Consider the following 18,350-nt stretch of genomic DNA (forward strand, 5'->3'; position numbering starts at 1 on the left):
TCCCCGACACCCCCTCCCGATACGCTGGTGCGGGGCGCGCCCCCCCTGGGACGGGTGGGGGGTGGGGTTAGCGCGCGGCGAGGGGAAAGTGCTGGTCAGAGCGGCGGGGTGCACGAGGCCAGGCGCCTGGTGAGGAAGCGGCGTCGCGGTTCCGAGCACGGCAGGGTGAGCGCCCGCCGGTAGTGGCCCGCGGCCCGCGCAGGGTCGCCGGCACGCAGCCAGAGCGCGCCGAGAACGGCGGGCAGCAGCGTGTAGTCCGGCAGGTCGGCCTCGACGGCTTCGAGTTCGGCGATCCCCGCGAAAGCACCGTCCACCATCGAAAGCGCGATCGCGCGGTTCAGCCGCGCCACCGGTGACGGGCGCAGCGCCAGCAGGTCGTCGTACAGGCCGACGATCCGCCGCCAGTCCGGCGGCGGGGCCGCGCTGTGGCACAACGCGATCGCCGCCTCGACGTGGAACGCCGACATCTCCGGCCCGGTGCACGCCCGCTCGAACAGCCGCGTCCCCTCCGCGATCATCGCGTGGTCCCAGCGGTCCCGGTCCTGTTCGTCGAGCAGCAGCAGATCACCGTCCCGGTCGACCCGCGCGGGCAGCCTGCTCGCCTGGAGCAGCATCAGCGCGACCAGCGCCCGCACCCTCGGCAGATCCGTCTTCGGCTCGGCCAGCAGCAGCCGGCCCAGCCGGATCGCCTCGCCGCACAGTTCGCCGCGCACCGCGACCTCGCCGGCCGTCGCGTCGTAGCCCTCGTTGAACAACAGGTAGAGCACGGCCAGCACACTGTCCACTCTGGACTCCAGTGCGTCCGGGCCGGGCAGTGTGAGCGGTCTCCCGGACTCCCGCAACCACTTCTTCGCTCGCACGAGCCGCTGCGCCACGGTCGCCGGTTTCGTCAGCAAGGCCGCCGCGATCTCGTTCACCCCGAGCCCGCCGACGGTCTTCAGCGTCAGCGCCACCTGCGACACCGTCGGCAGCGCGGGATGACAGCACAGCAACATCAGCACGAGTTCGTCGTCCGTGCGCCGATCGACCTCGAAACCGTCGAGTTCCCCGAGCCGCGGCAGCAGCGCGCGCAGCGTCTGTTCGCGCCGGACGACGTCAATCGCCCGGTTCCGGGCGGCCCGGAACAGCCAGCCCCGCGGATTGTCCGGCACCCCGCACTGCGGCCAGGTGCGCAAGGCCTGTTCCAGCGCGTCCGCGACGGCCTCTTCGGCCAGATCCAGCCGTTCGGGGCCGAGCACCCTGGCCAGCGTGGCGACGATCCGCCCGGCGCTGTGCCGGAACAGATGCTCCACCACGCCGGCCGGGCGGCTCACGACAGTCCGAAGCGGCTCAGGTGTTCCTCGCGTGGTGTGTCGAGGTCGAGCGCGATCTCGCTGACCACGAACATCCCGACGCCGTCCACCGCGATCGGATGCGTCTCGAACAGCTTCGCCGCTTCGTCGAGACCAGCGGCTTCGACCACGAGATACCCGGCGACGATCTCGCTGGCCTCGGTGTACGGGCCGTCGGTGATCGCCCCGGCGCGCACCACCCGCGATTCCGGGTCCAGCCCGGCGGCCGCGACCAGCTTTCCGGACGCCCGCAGTTCCTCCTGCCAGGCGAAGTACCGTTCGATGCCGTCACCGGCGGGCTCCGCCGACGAAGTGTCCCGCGGAAAGGTCATCAGACCGACGAACTTCGGCATCAGTCCTCGCAACCGCGATCGCCGACCTTGCGCACCTCGATCGGCCCGAACTCCAGATGCGGGTGCGTCGCGAAGATCTTCTCCGCCTGGTCGAGGTCCGCGGCTTCGATCACCTGGTAGCCGCCGACGATCTCGGTGGCCTCGGTGTGCGGTCCGTCGGTCGCGCCGATCTCGCCGCCGCCCGAGGCACGCAGCACCCGGCCGCTCCTCGACAGGCCGCCGCCACCGACGAACCTGCCCTCCTTCGTGCGCTCGTCCGCCCAGGCCACGTAGTTCTCGAGCACGCGTTGTGCTTCGTCGGGGCCGAGGTGGTCGTGCGAGTCCTTCGTCGCGCGGATGAAACCGATGTAGTGCGGCATGGCGTCCTCCCTGGGAATCGATGGTCCCTAGACGAACGAGCCCGCCGCAAATCGACACTCGTCAATAGCGGAAAAGCCGGTCGTGCAGTTCACGCTGCCGCGCGAACCAGGCACCCAGCCTGGTCCGGCGGCGACGGCGGTTCAGCACCTGCCGGATTTCGCGCACGCACTCCGCCCTCTCGTGGGGTGTGAAGGACTTCCCGGTCAGGAGGACGGCGTAGTGGCCTTCCGGGCAGCGTCCGGACACGGAGATCATTCCCGGGGTCAGGTTGTCGACGGAGTCGATCGCACCGACTCCGATCACGGACCGCCGGTCGCAGGTCGGGCAGTAGACGACGAACATGTCACAACTCCAGCCGCCAGGTCTCCCCGGTCAGCTCGTGCCCGAAACCGGGGATCGTCTGTTCACCGACCAGCCGGAAGCCGGCCTTCCGGTAGATCGCCCTCGCCGCGTCCAGCAGCGAGACCGTCCAGAGCTCCATCGCCGGGTAGCCGGACGCCCTGGCGAACTCGACGCACTCGGCGACCAGGCGTTTCCCGACTCCGTGTCCCCGCGCGGCCGGTTCGAGGAGCAGCATCCGCAGCTTCGCGGTGACGCCGTCTTCGGCGGGCATGCAGAAGACGCTGCCGACGCGCTCCCCGTCGAGTTCGGCGATCCAACCCGCTTGGCGGGGCTCGCCGCGGTTGTCGACGTATTCCGCGACGACCCGGGCGACGAGGGCTTCGAAGCGTTCGTCCCAGCCGTACTCGCGGGAGTACAGGACGCCGTGGCGGTGGACCACCCAGCCGAAGTCGCCCGGCCGGGGCGGCCGCAGGACCAGCGTGGGATCAGAAGCGCGCTCGCCGACCAGCGAGGTGATCGTGTCCATCGCTCCGAGCAGCCGCTTCTGCTCGTCGTCGCCGAACCGGCCGAGTAGCGAGCCGATCCGGTCCACCGATCGCTCGTCGAGGACGGCGAAGGCCTTACGGCCGTTCTCGGTCAGCCGGACGATCTGACGTCGAGCGTCCTCTTCGCTGCGTTCGCGCGTGAGAAGACCTCGGTCTTCGAGCCTCGCGAGCAGCCTGCTCGCGTAACCGGCGTCGAGGTCGAGACGTTTACGCAGGTCGGTGACCTGGGTCGGGTCCTGCTGCGCGAGTTCGAAGATGACCCGGGCTTCGCTCAAGGAGTACTCGGCGTCGGCCGGTCCTTCGTCGAGGATGCCGATCACGCCGGTGTACAGGCGGTTGAAGGCCCGGACGGTCGCCACCCGGTCCGCGGGACGATTCATTTGACCACCTCAACAGATTCGTTGACTGAGTCAAACATTACTCCGCGAAGCGGTGAAGGCAAGAAATTTCCGAAAGGGTCCGGACATATGGAAACCCCGTGATGCTGCCAGGTCGGGGGTCCGCCAGCATCACGGGGTCGTAGTGGGTATCGACGCCGCGTTCCGCGGCGTTACACCTCACGCACTATGTGTCGTAGGTCACTCGAATGGGCGACACCTACAACGGTTGTTGTCGGGTCAGCGCATGTGTGTGTGATGCGCCTGGGAGATAGCGATGAGCTCCTGACGAACGGTCGCGGTGGCCGCGGTGTCGATCGCCCGGTTCAGGGCCCGGCGAGTGCGAGCCTCGGCGCGACGGGCACGGAGCTTGGCGGCGATGTTGTTCATCGGTTTAAGTCATCCCCTTGAGGGTCTTGTGTCTCGGTGGCTGTGCTTCTAGTATGCACCCTTTTTCACAAGGAAGCCAACGATTATCCGGTGATGTGGCACACCTGCCGATGAATCATCGGCAACGAGAGTGGAAATCCGGAGAGATTTGGTGTCGCCGGTCACTTCTTGGTAACGCTAAGCGTCTCTAGCGCCGCTCCGATACGGCCCCGTACACCCGTATGGAGCAGCTCAAGGCCGTCGGCCGAACGCGTAGAGCACCTCTGGCTCGAGCGCCGAAGTTTCATCGGCGCGCAGAAGGGCCGCCAAAGCGCCGATATGGGTGTTTCGGAAGGTTTGAGACCGCTGGGGTGTGAGGGCGGCCACGGCATCGTGATGGGTCCCGTGGGCATGGGCTTCCCAGGCATGGTCGAGGTCGCGGGCGTCGTAGTCGCTGGCCCGCGTAGCCCTCTATACGGCTTTCTAGTTTCCTTGCTAGAGAAGGCCAGAGAGGCTTAGTCCCGGCCGAGCAAGTAGTGGCCGAAATGCGGGACGGTGAAGGCGATGTGGCCGCGCTCGGCGGAGTAGACCAGGCCCTTCTTCATCAGGCTGTCCCGCGCCGGCGACAGCGACGAAGGCTTCCGCCCCAGGTAGACGGCCACATCGGCGGTACCGGCGGCCTCGTCCCTGCCCTGGGTCAGCTCGGCCATCGCGATCAGGTACTCACGTTCGGCGGGCGTCGCGCGCTCGTAACGGGAGCCGAAGAAGCCGACCGCGAGTTCCGATTCGGCCTCCGGGGCGGCGACCTGGACGTCCTTCACGGTGATCGGGTCCGCGGGCGCGGCGTCCCAAGCCGCCTTGCCGTACGCCTGGATGAAGTACGGGTAGCCGCCGGACGCGTCGAACAGGGCGTCCAGCGCCTCCGGTTCGATGCCCGCGTCCTCGCGTTCGATGGGCGCCATCACCGCGAGGTCGGCGTCTTCGCGCTCGAGCCTGTCGATGCGCGCGTAGCGGAAGAGGCGCTCCGAGTACGACTTCGACGCCGAGAGGACGGCGGGCACGTGTGGCAGCCCAGCGCCGACCACGACCAGCGGCGCCCCGGACTGCGAGAGTTCGTGGCAGGCGGCGCAGAGCGCGGAAACGTCTTCGGGCAGCAGATCCTGGATCTCGTCGATCAGCAGCGCGACCCCGGTGCCGACGTCGGCGGCCAGCTCCGCGACCTCGGTGAACAGCTCGACCAGGTCGATCTCGATGTCGCCCGAATCGGCGCGGCCCTGGGCGGCGGGCACGTCGATGCCCGGCTGCCAGCGGTCACGGAGCTTCGCGTCCGGCTTGTTGGCGCGCAGCGCGAACGCCTTGAGCACGCCGAGCACCTGCTCGACGCGGTCCGGCGCACGATGACGCACGGCGAGGTCGCGGATCGCGCGGTGCAACGCGGCCGAAAGCGGCCGCCTTAGTTCGGTGTCCGGGCGGGCTTCGATCTTGCCCGCGCCCCAGCCGTGCTTGATGGCCTTCGAGCGCAGTTCGCCCAGGAGCACGGTCTTCCCCACGCCGCGCAGGCCGGTCAGCATCAGGCTGCGTTCCGGTCTTCCGCGGGCGACCCGTTCGAGTACGACCTCGAAGGCCTGGAGTTCGCGCACGCGACCTGCCAGTTCGGGCGGCCGTTGACCGGCGCCCGGGGCGAAGGGGTTGCGGATGGGATCCACTCTCACACGCTATCGGCGTTTCTAGCGTGGACCCGATATTCGGCGATATAAGCCTAGGGCGTGTCGCGCTGACGGAAAGACGGGTCTGCAGCCCCGCCCTCCGTTTACTCGCTCAGGTTGCGCTCGGCGTAGACCGCCATCGCGTCACGGATGTACTCCGCGGTGCCGGCGCCGTGCTTCTCGTCGTACTGCCCGTAGCGCGGGTCGTCGACATAGAGCTGCCCGAGACCGGCGAAGTAGCCCTTCGAGACGGCCCGCACGGCAGGCCGAAGCCACTCGTACAGTCGTCGCGTGATCGCCTGAGCCTCGTCACCGTCGGCGGGCAGCCCCTGGGCGCGTGCCTCGCCGAACGCGGCCGCGATGTCCTTCTGTTCCTGCTGGTGCGCCTTCTTGTCCTCGGCGCTCAGCGACTTCCACCACCGGTCACCCTGCTTGTACGCGTCGGCGCCCCAGCGTTCGGTGACCTCCTTCTCGTACTTCGTGTGGTCGAAGCCGTCGAACACTTCCGTTGCCATCAGCCGTTCACCTCTCTCCGTTTTCTCCAAGGTCGTCCTGACCGATTCGATCTGCCGTCCGAGCCGCTGTCGCTCCTGCTCCAGCCACTTCAGGTGCGTGCGCAGCGCCGCCGTCGTGTCCTGCTCCCCTTCGAGCACCTCGCCGATCGCGGGCAGGCTCAGCCCGAGTTCGCGAAGCAGCAGGATCCGTTGCAGCCGCACCAGCGCGTCCTGGTCGTAGTAGCGGTATCCGTTGTTCCCCACCCGGCTCGGTTCGAGCAGCCCGATGTCGCCGTAGTGGCGTAGCGTGCGGCTCGTGGTCCCGGCCGAGCGGGCGATGTCCTGGATCGACCACTCCGTCTCGTTCGGCATGTCCACGAAGGTAGAGGTTGACGTTGCGTCAAAGTCAATCGAAGTTCACCCGACCGTGGCATGGTTCACGAATGAAGACATTCGCGCTGGTCATGGCCGCTGCGCTGACCCTCGGCACGGCCGGGGCCGCCGACGCTCATCCGCGTCGCGCCTTCGACATCCAGGCCCACCGCGGCGGGCTCGGCCTCACGGTCGAGAGCACGCTCGCGTCGTTCGGCAAGGCGCTGGAGCTGGGGGTGACCACGCTCGAACTGGACCTGCAGATCACCAAGGACGGTCGCGAGGTGATCACCCACGACCGCAAGACGACGGCCGCGAAGTGCCGCGACACCGCGCCCGCGACGCCCGGCGACCCGGCGTACCCGTATGTCGGCAAGTACGTGAAGGACCTGACGTTCGCGCAGGTCCGCACGCTGGACTGCGGTTCGATCCGGCAGCCCGCGCACCCCGGCCAGACGCTCTCCCCCGGCGCCAAGATGCCGACGCTGGCCGAGCTGTTCCAGCTCGCGCGCGACCACCGCGCCTGGAGCGTCAAGTTCAACATCGAGACCAAGGTCGAGGCCGCCGCTCCGCAGGAGACCGCGCCGCGCGAGCAGTTCGTCCAGCGGGCGGTGCGCGAGATCCTGCGTGGCGGCTTCGCGCACAACGTCACGGTCCAGAGCTTCGACTGGGGCGCCCTGATGCTCCTGCGCGAGGTCGCGCCGTGGATTCCGACGGTCGCGCTCACACAGCCGGAGTTCCTGCAGGCCGGGCAGCCCGGCAAGTCGCCGTGGCTCGGCGGGCTCGACATCGACGACTTCGGCGGCAGCCCCGTCCGCGCGGTGAAGTCGTTCGGTGCGAGTGCTCTTTCGCCGGTGCACGGCAACCCCCAAGGTGGGAAGGTCGGCGACCCCGACTACCGGCCGTTCACGACGAAGGCGCTGGTCACCGAGGCGCATCGCGCGGGCATCAAGGTCGTGCCGTGGACGATCGACGACCCGGCCACCATGCACAAGCTCATCGACGACGGCGTCGACGGCATCATCACCGACTATCCGGACCGCTTGCGGGACGTCGCGGCCGACCGCGGCTTCAAGCTGCCGAGGGCGTATCCGGCCCGCTAGCGAAATCTAGCGCCATCTAGTGTCAGAGAAATATTTTCGGATACTCCGTTAGCGCGGTTCGGCGGCGTGGCGGGCGGGAAGACTGGGGATAGGTTTGTTTCCCGGGCCCGGATCCAGAAAGGTTACGACCGTGATTCTCCGTCGCGTCGCACGTCCGCTCCTCGCCGCGATCTTCATTTCCGGCGGGATCGGCGCGCTGAGGGACACCCAGGGGCACGCCAAGGCCGTGGAGCCGTTCCTCGCCGGGTCCTTCGACAAGCTGGAGGGCGTGGTGCCGGAATCGGTGCCGCGCGATCCCGCCACCCTCGTCCGGATCGACGCCGCGGTGAAGGTCGGCGCCGGCGTCGCGCTCGCCGCGGGCAAGGCGCCGCGGCTGGCCTCGCTGCTGCTGCTCGGCAGCCTCGTCCCGACGACGCTCGCCGCGCACCGGTTCTGGGAGGTCAAGGAACCGGCCGAACGTCAGCAGCAGCAGATCCAGTTCATCAAGAACGCCGGTCTCGCCGGCGGCCTGCTGCTGGCCGCCGCCGACACCGCAGGCAAGCCTTCGCTCGGCTGGCGTGCCCGGCGCGCCGCGTCGAAGACGGAGAAGCGCGCCGAGAAGCTGGCGAAGAAGGCCGAGAAGGCCATCAAGTAACGCCCGCGTTTAGTCCTCTGGATGCGTATGAGGCGCATCCAGAGGACCAAACGCGTGGGGTCATGCGGTGAAGGCCTCGATGTCCTCCGCCTCCACGACCGTGCGGACCTCGACCTCGATCTCGTCGAACAGCGCCGCGTAGGTCTCCGCGAAGGCGACGGCCTCCGCCAGGTCCTTCGCGTTGATCAGCGCGAACCCGCCGATGACCTCCTTGGTCTCGGTGAACGGGCCGTCGGTCGCGGTGATCTTGCCGCCGCGGCCCTTGCGGACCTTCGCGCCCCGCTCGGACGGGTGCACGCCCTCCGCCGTGATGAGGATGCCCTTCTTGAACGAGTCCTCGATGAAGGCGCCCATCTGCTCGATGAACTCCTTGCTGGGGTTCCAGGCTTCCGGGGCGCTCTCGTCCAGCCGGTGCATCATCAGAAACCGCATCGCTGCTCCTCAGTGTCTTGGCGGGGCTGTTTCTACCCCGCCTTCACCAGCGCGTCGAGCGGCTCGACGGCGGTTCGACATTTCGTTCAGAAAAATGTTTCAGCGACACAAAAGTTTTTCTAGCGGCTCGCGACCTTCTTGTACTGGGCCGTCGCCAGCGGCGCGAAGATCGCGATGATGGCGATGCAGCACAGGATCGCGTACAGCGAGGCGTGCTCGGCGGGCCAGCCCGTCGGGGCCGCGCCGAAGCGGTTCCCGAACAGGTCACGCGCCGAGTTGATCACCGCGGTGAACGGGTTCCAGTCGGCGATCGCCTTCAGCACCCCCGGCAGCTTGTCGGCCGGGACGAACGCCGTCGAGATGAAGCTCAGCGGGAACATCCACATCAGCCCGGCGCTCTGCGCCACCTCGACACTGCGCGCGACGAGCCCGATCCACGCGCCGACCCAGGACAGCGCCCAGGCGAACATCAGCATCACCAGGTAGCCGAGCACGGCGTCGAGGAAACTGCCGCGGATCCGCCAGCCGACGAGCAGCCCGCACAACGACATGACGATCAGTGCCACGACGCTGATCACGAGGTCGGACGTCGTCCGGCCGAAGATCACCGCGAGGCGGGAGATCGGCAGCGAGCGGAACCTGTCGATGATGCCCTTCTGCAGGTCGTTCGCGAACCCGATCACGGTGAACGCCGAGTTGAACGCGACCGTCTGCGCGAAGATCCCGGCGATCAGGAACTCGCGATACGCGAGCCCGCCCGCTTCGCCGCCGATCGCGTCGCCGAAGACGTACGCGAACAGCAGCACGAACATGATCGGCTGCAGCGTCGCCGCCATCAGCCAGTCCGGGTTGCGCTGGACGTTCTTCAGGTTCCGCCAGGTGATCACGCCACCGTCGGAAAAGGCCTTCGCGACCGCGCTCACTTTTTCTCCCCCTCGTCCGTGGCGTGCCCTGTCAGCGAAAGGAAGACGTCGTCGAGCGTCGGCCGGTGCAGCGCGACGTCCTGGACGGCGACGCCCTGCGCGTCCAGCCGTCGCAGCGCCTCGATGAGCGCCTTCGGCCCGCCCTCGACCAGGACGTCGACCTTGCGGGTGTGGTCGTCGACCGACGGTGTCCCCGAACCGACCTCGGCGAGCACCTGAGTGGTCGCGGCGAGGTCGTCGGCGGAGGCCACGACCAGCTCCAGCCGCTCGCCGCCGATCTCCTGCTTGAGCTCGTCGGCCGTGCCGCGCGCGATGACCTTCCCCTTGTCGATCACGACGATCGAGTCGGCGAGCTGATCGGCTTCCTCCAGGTACTGCGTGGTCAGCAGGACCGTGGTGCCGTCGGCGACGAGTTCCTTGATGACCTCCCAGGTGTCGATCCGGCCGCGCGGGTCGAGCCCGGTGGTCGGTTCGTCGAGGATCACCACCGTCGGCTCGGCGACCAGCGCCCCCGCGAGGTCGAGCCGGCGCCGCATACCGCCGGAATACGTCTTGGCGGGCCGGTCCGCCGCGTCCTCCAGCCGGAACCGCGCGAGCAGTTCACGCGCCCTGGACTTCGCCGCGGCCTTCTTACTCCCGTACAGCCTGCCGACCATGTACAGGTTCTCGAACCCGGTGAGGTTCTCGTCCACGGCGGCGTACTGCCCGGACAGCCCGATCGACCGCCGGACGGCGTCGGGCTGGGCCAGCACGTCGTGCCCGGCCACCTCCGCCTCGCCCGAGTCCGGGCGGAGCAGCGTGGTCAGGATGCGGACGGTCGTCGTCTTGCCGGCGCCGTTCGGCCCCAGCAGGCCCAGCACCTTGCCCGTCGGGATCTCCAGATCGACCCCGTCGAGCGCCTTGGTGGACCCGTAGGTTTTGACCAGCGCTTTCGCCTGAACTGCGAACATGCGGACAAAGTAGACCCCGGCACCGACAAAGGCACCGGGTTTTCCCCGAATCCGCTCAGAGCGGACGGACTACTTCTCGAGGATCGCGGTGACGCCCTGGCCACCGGCCGCGCAGATCGAGATGAGCCCGCGGCCGGATCCCTTCTCGTTCAACAGCTTCGCGAGGGTGGCGACGATACGGCCGCCGGTCGCGGCGAACGGGTGCCCGGCCGCCAGCGACGAACCGTTGACGTTCAGTTTCGCCCGATCGATGGAGCCGAGCGGCTCGTCGAGGCCCAGCTTCTCCTTGGCGAACGCCGGGTCCTCCCACGCCTTGAGGGTGGCGAGCACCTGGGAGGCGAAGGCCTCGTGGATCTCGTAGAAGTCGAAGTCCTGCAGGGTGATCCCGGCCCGCGTGAGCATCTGCGGGACGGCGTACGCGGGCGCCATCAGCAAGCCCTCGTCGCCGTGGACGTAGTCGACGGCCGCGGTCTGCGAGAACGTCAGGTACGCCAGCACCGGCAGCTTCCGCGCCTTCGCCCACTGCTCGGTCGCGAGCAGGACCGTCGACGCGCCGTCGGAAAGCGGCGTCGAGTTGCCCGCGGTCATCGTGCCTTCGGGGCCACCGAAGGCGGGCTTCAGCTTCGCGAGCTTCTCGACGCTGGAGTCCGGGCGCAGGTTCTGGTCGCGGGCCAGCTTGAGGAACGGCGTCACCAGGTCGTCGAAGAAGCCCTTGTCGTACGCGGCGCCGAGACGCTGGTGGCTGGTCGCGGCGAGTTCGTCCTGCGCCTCACGCGTGATCTCCCAGACCTTCGCGGTCAGCGCGGCGTGCTCGCCCATGGACAGGCCGGTGCGCGGCTCGGAGTTGCGCGGGATCTCCGGGACGATGTGGCCGGGGCGCAGCTTCGCGGCGAGCTTCAGCCGTTCGGGGAGCGTCTTCGCGGCGTTGAGCTGCACGAGGATCTGGCGCAGGTCGTCGTTGACCGCCAGCGGCGCGTCGGACGTCGTGTCGACGCCGCCCGCGATGGCCGAGTCGATCTGGCCGAGGGCGATCTTGTTGGCGACGTTGACGATCGCCTGGAGGCCGGTGCCGCAGGCCATCTGCACGTCCGACGCCGGGGTGGCGGGGTTCAGCCTGCTGCCGAGGACGCTTTCGCGGGCGAGGTTGAAGTCGCGGGCGTGCTTGAGCACGGCTCCGGCGGCGACCTCGCCGATCACCTCGTCCTGCAGGGAGAAGCGGCTGACCAGGCCGTCGAGGGCGGCGGTGAACATGTCCTGGTTCGACGCCTTCGAGTACGGACCGTTCGAACGGGCGAAGGGGATCCGGTTGCCGCCGATGATCGCGACCTTGCGCACGGGTGCCGTCCTTTTCGTGGCCATTTTTTCCACTCCTCCGTAGGCTCTCTCACACTGTAACCTACTAGCGAGTAGGTTAGAATGCGACGTGATGCTCACTGCACGGGAGGCACGAGATGGCTGACAGGTACCAGCAGTTCACGAAATCCCCCGTGGGGAAATTCGTGGTGCCGAAGCTCGGCCTGCCGAACCCCGCGACGCTCCGCCGGTACAAGCCCGGCCAGCCCGCTCTGGAGGGTCCCGCACTTCTCGGTGCCGCGCCGGGCGGCCGCCTCGAAAAGGTGATCGAGGCGCAGTTGCATCGCGCGGGGATCGAGGTCGTCTCGACCGCGTCCGACAAGCACGCCGCGCTCGTCTTCGACGCGACAGGTGTGAAGGACCCGAAGCAACTTCGCGAGGTCTACGACTTCTTCCACCCGGTGATCCGGAGCGTCGGGCCGTCGGGCCGCGTCGTCGTCCTCGGGACGCCGCCTGAGCTGGCCGAAGGACACGAGCGGATCGCGCAGCGCGCGCTCGAAGGCTTCGTCCGCTCCGTCGGCAAGGAGCTGAAGCGCGGCGCGACCGCTCAGCTCGTGTACGTCGCCGAAGGCGCCGAAGAGGCCACTGAGTCCACGCTCCGTTTCCTGCTGTCGTCGAAGTCCGCCTTCGTCGACGCCCAGGTCATCCGCGTCGGCACCGAGACCAAGACCGCCTCCGCCCCGGCCGACTGGGCCAAGCCCCTGGACGGCAAGGTCGCCCTGGTCACCGGTGCCTCCCGCGGTATCGGCGCCGCCATCGCCGAGGTACTGGGCCGCGACGGCGCGCACGTCGTCGCCCTCGACATCCCCGCGCAGGGCGCGGACCTGTCGAAGGTGGCGAACAAGGTCGGCGGTTCGGCGCTGCAACTGGACATCACCGCCGCCGACGCGCCGGAGAAGCTCGCCGAGTACCTGACCACGCGTCACGGCGGCGTCGACATCGTCGTGCACAACGCGGGCATCACGCGGGACAAGACGCTGGGCAACATGACCGAAGGCGGCTGGGACTCGGTCATCTCCGTCAACCTCGCGTCGCAGCTCGCGGTGAACGAGAAGCTGCTGTCCGGCAAGGTGCTGCACGACAACGGCCGGATCATCGGCGTCTCCTCGATCGCCGGGATCGCGGGCAACGTCGGCCAGACCAACTACGCCACCAGCAAGGCGGGCGTCATCGGCATGGTGAACGTCGGCGCGCCGGTGCTCGCCGGATACGGCGGCACGATCAACGCCGTCGCGCCCGGGTTCATCGAGACCAAGATGACCGCCGCGGTGCCGCTGTTCATCCGCGAGGCCGGGCGGCGGCTGTCCAGCCTCGGCCAGGGCGGGCTCCCGGTCGACGTCGCCGAGACGATCGCCTGGTACGCGAACCCGGCTTCGGCCGCGGTCAACGGCAACGTGGTCCGCGTCTGCGGCCAGGCACTGCTGGGGGCGTGATCATGGCCGTCAAGGAACTCCACGAGTCGCCGAGCCTGTCTTCGCTGTACCCCAAGGCTTTGCTCGGTTCGCTGCGCAAGAGCGGCGGGAGCACGCTGCCGTCGACCGAGTTCGTCCGCGAGGGCGTCGTCGTCGACCCGGCGCATCTCGCCGCATACAACCAGGTGTGCGGATTCCGGCTGGACGACGTGCTCCCGGCGACGTATCCGCACATCCTCGCGTTCCCGCTGCAGATGGCGCTGATGACCGAGGCCGACTTCCCGTTCCCGTTGCTGGGCATGGTGCACGTCGCCAACCGGATCACCCAGCACCGTCAGCTGCGGCTCGACGAGTCGTTCACCCTGCGCGTGCGCGCCGAGGATCTGCGCCCGCACGAAAAGGGCAAGCAGTTCGACGTCGTCAGCGAGCTGCTCGTCAACGACAGTCCGGTGTGGACGGACGTCAGCACGTACCTGCGCCGCGGTGGCGGCAGCGGCGAGAAGACCTCGCGCGGTCAGCTCTCGCAGCCGTCGCCCAACGCGATCTGGCACGTGCCGGGCGACATCGGCCGTCGCTACGCCGAGGTGTCCGGCGACCGCAACCCGATCCACCTGCACCCGATCACCGCGAAGGCGTTCGGGTTCCCGGCCGCGATCGCGCACGGCATGTGGACGAAGGCGCACGCGCTCGCGGCGTTCGAAGGCAGGCTTCCGGAGGCCTTCACCGTCGACGTCAAGTTCAAGCAGCCGGTCCTGCTGCCCGCCAAGGCGGCTTTCACCTCATGGAGTGAAGGCGAGGGCTGGGCCTTCGAGCTGTGGAACGCGCGCAAGCCGAAGCCGCATCTGGAGGGCTCAGTCGTCGCTCTCTGACGGCTTCCAGATCTCGCCCTCGACGAGGTCGTTGAACCCGAGCCAGACCAGGTTCATCAGCCACGAGGCGAGTACGCCGTCGGAGACATCGGGGTGGTCGAGCGCCCAGTCGGCCAGCGACTCGGCCGCCCCGACCAGTGCGGCGGACAGCCCGGCGCCGGAGAACTCGGCCTGCTCGCCGAGGCCCTTGCGGGTGCCGGCGGAGACGACGAGCGCGGCGACCAGTTCGATCGCGCGGGTGCGCATGTCGGTGATCTCCGCGGCGAAGGCGCCGCCGACGGTCATGGCCTGGCGGTGCAGCACCGTCCAGGACTCGCGGTACTCGGCGACGAACCGGTAGAACGCGCGGAGCCCGTGCCAAAGCTGCATGTCGGGCGGCAGATCGGGCTTGATCCCGTCCTGTACCGCCTCCAGCAGGCGGGTGGCTTCGCGGCGGATGCACGCGCCGAAGAGGTCCTCCTTGGAGCCGAGGTAGGTGTAGATCATCGGCTTGGACACGCCGGCGACCTCGGAGATCTCGTCCATCGACGCGGAGTGATAGCCGTAGCGCGAGAACACCGAGACCGCTGCGTCCAGGATCTGGCGTTCCCGCACCGCTCTCGGCAGCCTTTTGGCGCGTTCGGCGGGACGCGGTACTTCCTCGGACACTCAGGACCTCCCATTAGTCGCGTAAGACGCTACCGGGCCCCTTCGGGCAAAGGTGCTTTCGGCACGCTTGCCCGCCTACCTACTGGCGGGTAGCCTTACGCTCTGGTAGCTGGAGCTGGAGGGAAGATGACCGAGATCGTGGGGCTGACCGGCCGCGCGCTGGTCGACGCGCTGGAACGGATCGAGCCGGATTCGGCCGAGGCGCACTCTCTCGACGTCAACGAGGTCGCGGGCGCCATCGACCCGAAGGACCTCGGCAAGGACGACGTCCGGCGGCTGCTGACGGCGCTGGGGCGGCTCGCGGAGTCCGCGCCCGCGTTCGACCTCCGCAAGGTCGACCCGGCCCGGTTCGCGAACCTCGTCGCGCGCGCCTCGCGCACGCAGCTCGAAAGCGTTGTCGCCGAACGGCCGCTCCGGGAACGGGTGCTGCGCGAGATCTTCGACCGCATGGGCGCCCACATCCGGCAGGACCGGGCGAAGACGCTGCACGCCGTCGTCCACTGGCGGCTCTCCGGCGGCAGCGGCGCCGGCGGCTACGACCGCTACGAGACGGTGATCTCGCACGGCGAGTGCACGGTCGACCTGGACATGAAGGAGAAGCCGAGGGTGACGATCACGATCGCGCCCGTCGATTTCTTCCGGCTCATCACCCATCAGGCGACACCGGCTGTGCTATTCGTCACCGGAAAGATCAAAGTAAAAGGTGACCTGGCATTCGCGGCGGGCCTGATCGGTTTCTTCGACCTTCCGAAGCCGTCCTGAACCCGGCCGAGCAGATACACTTCCGTGCCGTGCCCCGAAATTCTCCGAACCGGCGCTGGCGGGACAAGGTACGCCTTTCCCGTCCGCTGCGGCTGCACAAGACACGCACCGCGGGAGAGCACGTCATCAACGCTTTCGCGGAGAAGCTCGAGCTCGCCAAACTGACCCCGGAACAGTTCACGCAGGTGCTGGAAACCCTGCACATGCTGGGCGAAACCGGTGCGGGCATCGAGCTGAGCTCATTGGAGACCGAGGTGCTCGTCGACGTCGTGCAGCGCGCGTCGCGGGAGCAGCTCAAGGCGATCGCCGATCACCGGGAACTGCGTTCGGCGTTCCTCGACGAGATTTTCCGCAGAATGTCGGACCATTTCGTTCCCGAACGCGCACGGCATGTCGACTTCGTCGTCGCCTGGCGTTTCACCGATGGTGACGGAGAAGACGGTTTCGATCGTTTTCAAACGGTCATCGAAGACGGCGTCTGCGTTTCGAGCACCGATCTCGCGCGCACTCCGGACACCACCATCACGTTGTCCGTCGACGACTTCATCCGGATGGCCACCGGCAACGCGGCGGTGGCGGCGATGTTCGTGACCGGCAAGGTGAAGGTGAAGGGCGAGTACGCGCCGGCCGTGCGGTTCAGCGGGTATTTCGACATCCCGAAACCGAGCGGGGCCTAGCCCTCTGGCTCGTCGAGGGTTCGCTGGGATGTGCGGCGATAACGGACGTTGGGGCTCCGCAGGTTTCGCTCGGTCGCTTCGATCAGTCCTTGCCGGAGCAGGACGGTCAGCCATCGTGTCATCGTGCGGTCGTGCAGCCCGGTCGCCGCCACCAGATCGGCGCGTGTCGCCTCGTTGTCGCCAAGGGCGTCGAGGATTTCTTCGCGACGGTCAGCGCGCCGCTTCGGAGGTGCCGGACTGTCGGTGGAAGCGGGTGCCACGTCTTCGGCGAGGGTGTAGTGCGTGTATCTGCGTCCACCGGCAGGGATGAGAAGTCCCCGGGCGACAAGATCGCCGAGTTCCTCGGTAGCCACCCTCGAATCGAGGTCGTTGGCGTTTCGATAGGCCTGGTTGTTGAGAGTCTCGCCGTGGAACAGCATCGCGAGGCCGTGGCATTGGCTGTCGGTGAGGCCGTGCTCGTCCAGTGAAGCGATCCAACGGACCGCGTCATCACCCAACAACGTGTGGTTCGGGAAGGTCGCCGTGAAAGTGGAAATGTCATCCGCGAACCGAGGTGGACTGAGCTTGGCGTCGCGCATCGCGGCCAGCATCGCCGGGATCCCGGAGCCGCGGTTTTCGCAGATCGGACGATCCGACCCCGGCAACGGGGTGTCTTCGAGGATCTTGAGCAGTGTCGCGTTGCGAGCCGAGGAGGTCCCCTCGACGCCGAGGTTTTCTTCGCGGACCGCTCCGTAGAGGCCACCGGGGTTTCGGATGAGCAGGCGATCGGGGTACATCTCGACCTGCACTTGTGTCCCGTGGGAAGAGCCCGAGTAGTCGCGGTGCACCAGCGCGTTCACGACTGCTTCTCGTAGCGCGGTCTCGGGATACTCGTACGTCTCGGCCCGGCCTGCGCCGCGAACGGTGGATCGTCGTTTCATATTGCGCCGGAGGGCGATGAGCGCTTCGTCCACGATCGCCGGAATCGGCCCCTCGGCCGCGACGTTGTCGATGAACCGTGTTCCATTTCGTGGATCGGGTCCCGATTTCATCGGGTAGTGAACGAAGGTCAGCATGAGCTGCGGGAAGAACTCCTGCGGATACTCACCCAACGCCAGGAGTCCCGCGAGGGACAGCTCGGTGCCGATGAGTACCTTCGCGCGTTGCAGCGCCGCAGTGGCGTCCAAGTTCGCGAACGCCCTGCTTCGATGGCGGCGGAGCCGATTCAGGTAGGTCTCGACCAGGGCCTTGTCGAGGTTCGCGACGGTCGTCCCGGCGACGGGCTGCTCGTCGTCCCGAGGTTGACCTCGGTTCGCCATCATCAGTTGCACTTCGTACGGGCTCAGCTTGCGATCGCCGTCAGCGACCCTGACGAAGCTCCCCTGCGTCATCCCCGTGCCGCGGTTGAAGGCGGGCTTGCTGCCCGGCGGCAGTTCCGGGATCTCCGCGACCACCAGATCCGCGCCCTCGAAACGGTGAGTCCCGATGAGCGGGCGTAGCGGCGGCTCCAGATTCTCCGAGCACAGCGCCGCCAGATCGGCTTCCATCTTCGCCGGGGCGCGAACTCCGGTCGCCTCGAACCCTTGGGTTTCATCGAGGCCGAGGATCAGGACTCCGCCGCTGGTATTGGCGAAGGCCGACAGCGTTTCGCGGACGCTCTTCGGCAACTTGGTCTCAGCCCGTTTGGCCTCGACAAAGGCGTGATCGCCACCGAGGTCGCGAAGGTTCGCGATGATCTCGGCGAGTTCGTCGTAGAGCATGCCGCCGTCCTAGCTTAGACACTAGCTTAGACACTAGCTTAGACACTGGAGTTCAACGGCGAAGTTAGTGTCTAAGCTGAGCTGCGCACAGGACACGGCCTAGCCCTCGACGACGCGGCCTTCGATCACCGGCGGCTGCTTCCTGACGGCTTCGGCGGGCGGCGTGTCCATGACGACCTCGCTGTCCACCACCATCACCGGCCCGCGGGCGCGGTTGGCGAACTTGACCGCCCGGCGCTGCATCCGCTTCTGCCACACCTTGCGCGCGACGCTGCGGGTCGGCGGCAGGATGAACAGCAGGCCGATGACGTCGCTGACGAAACCGGGCAGCAGGATCAGCAGGCCGCCGAGCCCGATCAGCATCCCGTCGGTGAGTTCCCGCTCCGCGTCGGCGGGGCGGCCCAGCCGCGCGGACTCCGCGAACGCCCGGAAGGCGCGGCCGCCTTCACGGCGCGCGAGCCAGGACCCGATGAACGCACCGGCGAAGAGCAGCGCGATCGTGCCGAGCACACCGATGGCCGAGCCCACCGCCCACACGGCGGCGATCTCGGCGACGACATAGAGCAGGAACGCGACAGCCATACCCGGACAACGTACGG

Annotated in this window: 21 protein-coding genes; 6 read left to right on the plus strand and 15 right to left on the minus strand. The window is 68.0% G+C overall.

All coding sequences use genetic code 11. The features are described 5' to 3' along the window. Positions 1-95: 95 nt before the first annotated feature. The 8 genes from B0293_RS24805 to B0293_RS24835 form a co-directional block, all read right to left on the minus strand. Positions 96-1,313, minus strand: coding sequence for an RNA polymerase sigma factor (locus tag B0293_RS24805; RefSeq protein WP_039917445.1), 1,218 nt, complete (start codon positions 1,311-1,313; stop codon positions 96-98). After that, complete coding sequence (locus tag B0293_RS24810) at positions 1,310-1,684, minus strand: YciI family protein (RefSeq protein ID WP_005155869.1); 375 nt, start codon at positions 1,682-1,684, stop codon at positions 1,310-1,312. The genes B0293_RS24805 and B0293_RS24810 overlap by 4 nt, the downstream gene beginning before the upstream one ends. Next, complete coding sequence (locus B0293_RS24815) at positions 1,684-2,043, minus strand: YciI family protein (RefSeq protein WP_005155870.1); 360 nt, start codon at positions 2,041-2,043, stop codon at positions 1,684-1,686. Before B0293_RS24815 ends, B0293_RS24810 begins: the two co-directional genes overlap by 1 nt. 61 nt (positions 2,044-2,104) lie before the next feature. Continuing rightward, positions 2,105-2,386: a hypothetical protein gene (locus B0293_RS24820; protein WP_005155871.1), complete on the minus strand. Its 282-nt coding sequence runs from the start codon at positions 2,384-2,386 to the stop codon at positions 2,105-2,107. A gap of 1 nt (position 2,387) precedes the next feature. Beyond that, positions 2,388-3,311, minus strand: a complete 924-nt coding sequence (locus B0293_RS24825; protein ID WP_005155872.1) for a bifunctional helix-turn-helix transcriptional regulator/GNAT family N-acetyltransferase — start codon at positions 3,309-3,311, stop codon at positions 2,388-2,390. Between the two features lie 237 nt (positions 3,312-3,548). Next, positions 3,549-3,698 carry a hypothetical protein gene (locus B0293_RS43760; protein WP_005155873.1) on the minus strand — a complete coding sequence of 50 codons (150 nt, stop codon included), beginning with the start codon at positions 3,696-3,698 and terminating at the stop codon, positions 3,549-3,551. Between the two features lie 494 nt (positions 3,699-4,192). Next, positions 4,193-5,383 carry an ATP-binding protein gene (locus tag B0293_RS24830; protein WP_005155874.1) on the minus strand — a complete coding sequence of 397 codons (1,191 nt, stop codon included), beginning with the start codon at positions 5,381-5,383 and terminating at the stop codon, positions 4,193-4,195. A gap of 104 nt (positions 5,384-5,487) precedes the next feature. Further along, on the minus strand, positions 5,488-6,249 hold the full coding sequence (locus B0293_RS24835) for a MerR family transcriptional regulator (RefSeq protein ID WP_039917457.1): 762 nt from the start codon (positions 6,247-6,249) through the stop codon (positions 5,488-5,490). A 71-nt stretch (positions 6,250-6,320) separates the two neighbouring features. Here B0293_RS24835 and B0293_RS24840 point away from each other — a divergent pair, with 71 nt between their 5' ends. Both B0293_RS24840 and B0293_RS24845 read left to right on the plus strand, forming a co-directional pair. Continuing rightward, positions 6,321-7,352, plus strand: coding sequence for a glycerophosphodiester phosphodiesterase family protein (locus B0293_RS24840; RefSeq protein WP_005155876.1), 1,032 nt, complete (start codon positions 6,321-6,323; stop codon positions 7,350-7,352). Positions 7,353-7,482: 130 nt separating this feature from the next. Continuing rightward, the gene (locus B0293_RS24845) at positions 7,483-7,986 is read left to right on the plus strand and encodes a DoxX family membrane protein (RefSeq protein WP_005155877.1); all 504 of its coding nucleotides are present in this window, start codon (positions 7,483-7,485) and stop codon (positions 7,984-7,986) included. 60 nt (positions 7,987-8,046) lie between these two features. Here the strand turns inward: B0293_RS24845 and B0293_RS24850 are convergent, their stop codons facing one another. The 4 genes from B0293_RS24850 to B0293_RS24865 all read right to left on the minus strand — a co-directional run bounded on the left by B0293_RS24850 (position 8,047) and on the right by B0293_RS24865 (position 11,650). Next, entirely contained in the window at positions 8,047-8,418 is a 372-nt protein-coding gene (locus tag B0293_RS24850; RefSeq protein ID WP_005155878.1) for a YciI family protein, read from the minus strand. Positions 8,419-8,537: 119 nt separating this feature from the next. Further along, positions 8,538-9,341: an ABC transporter permease gene (locus B0293_RS24855; protein ID WP_005155879.1), complete on the minus strand. Its 804-nt coding sequence runs from the start codon at positions 9,339-9,341 to the stop codon at positions 8,538-8,540. Beyond that, the gene (locus B0293_RS24860) at positions 9,338-10,291 is read right to left on the minus strand and encodes a daunorubicin resistance protein DrrA family ABC transporter ATP-binding protein (protein ID WP_005155880.1); all 954 of its coding nucleotides are present in this window, start codon (positions 10,289-10,291) and stop codon (positions 9,338-9,340) included. Before B0293_RS24860 ends, B0293_RS24855 begins: the two co-directional genes overlap by 4 nt. Before the next feature lie 69 nt (positions 10,292-10,360). Next, complete coding sequence (locus B0293_RS24865; RefSeq protein WP_005155881.1) at positions 10,361-11,650, minus strand: acetyl-CoA C-acetyltransferase; 1,290 nt, start codon at positions 11,648-11,650, stop codon at positions 10,361-10,363. Between the two features lie 92 nt (positions 11,651-11,742). On the opposite strand from B0293_RS24865, the gene B0293_RS24870 reads away from it, so the two are divergent. Next, complete coding sequence (locus B0293_RS24870; protein ID WP_039917449.1) at positions 11,743-13,077, plus strand: 3-oxoacyl-ACP reductase; 1,335 nt, start codon at positions 11,743-11,745, stop codon at positions 13,075-13,077. Between the two features lie 2 nt (positions 13,078-13,079). Then, positions 13,080-13,925 (plus strand): MaoC family dehydratase, encoded by an 846-nt coding sequence (locus tag B0293_RS24875; protein WP_039917463.1) that lies wholly within the window; start codon positions 13,080-13,082, stop codon positions 13,923-13,925. On the opposite strand, the gene B0293_RS24880 is transcribed toward B0293_RS24875, so the two are convergent. Further along, positions 13,908-14,573 (minus strand): TetR/AcrR family transcriptional regulator, encoded by a 666-nt coding sequence (locus B0293_RS24880; RefSeq protein WP_005155885.1) that lies wholly within the window; start codon positions 14,571-14,573, stop codon positions 13,908-13,910. The two genes, B0293_RS24875 and B0293_RS24880, sit on opposite strands and share 18 nt — an antisense overlap. A 126-nt stretch (positions 14,574-14,699) precedes the next feature. Between B0293_RS24880 and B0293_RS24885 the strand changes: the two genes are divergently transcribed. Together B0293_RS24885 and B0293_RS24890 are read left to right on the plus strand one after the other, a co-directional pair. Beyond that, positions 14,700-15,335, plus strand: coding sequence for an SCP2 sterol-binding domain-containing protein (locus B0293_RS24885; protein WP_005155886.1), 636 nt, complete (start codon positions 14,700-14,702; stop codon positions 15,333-15,335). 86 nt (positions 15,336-15,421) lie between these two features. Further along, entirely contained in the window at positions 15,422-16,012 is a 591-nt protein-coding gene (locus tag B0293_RS24890; protein ID WP_209437275.1) for an SCP2 sterol-binding domain-containing protein, read from the plus strand. Here B0293_RS24890 and B0293_RS24895 read toward each other — a convergent pair. Beyond that, complete coding sequence (locus tag B0293_RS24895; RefSeq protein ID WP_005155892.1) at positions 16,009-17,751, minus strand: ATP-binding protein; 1,743 nt, start codon at positions 17,749-17,751, stop codon at positions 16,009-16,011. The two genes, B0293_RS24890 and B0293_RS24895, sit on opposite strands and share 4 nt — an antisense overlap. Positions 17,752-17,850: 99 nt before the next feature. Continuing rightward, positions 17,851-18,333: an FxsA family protein gene (locus tag B0293_RS24900; RefSeq protein WP_005155893.1), complete on the minus strand. Its 483-nt coding sequence runs from the start codon at positions 18,331-18,333 to the stop codon at positions 17,851-17,853. Positions 18,334-18,350 lie beyond the last annotated feature (17 nt).

This window comes from Amycolatopsis azurea DSM 43854 (assembly GCF_001995215.1).
Classification (GTDB): domain Bacteria; phylum Actinomycetota; class Actinomycetes; order Mycobacteriales; family Pseudonocardiaceae; genus Amycolatopsis; species Amycolatopsis azurea.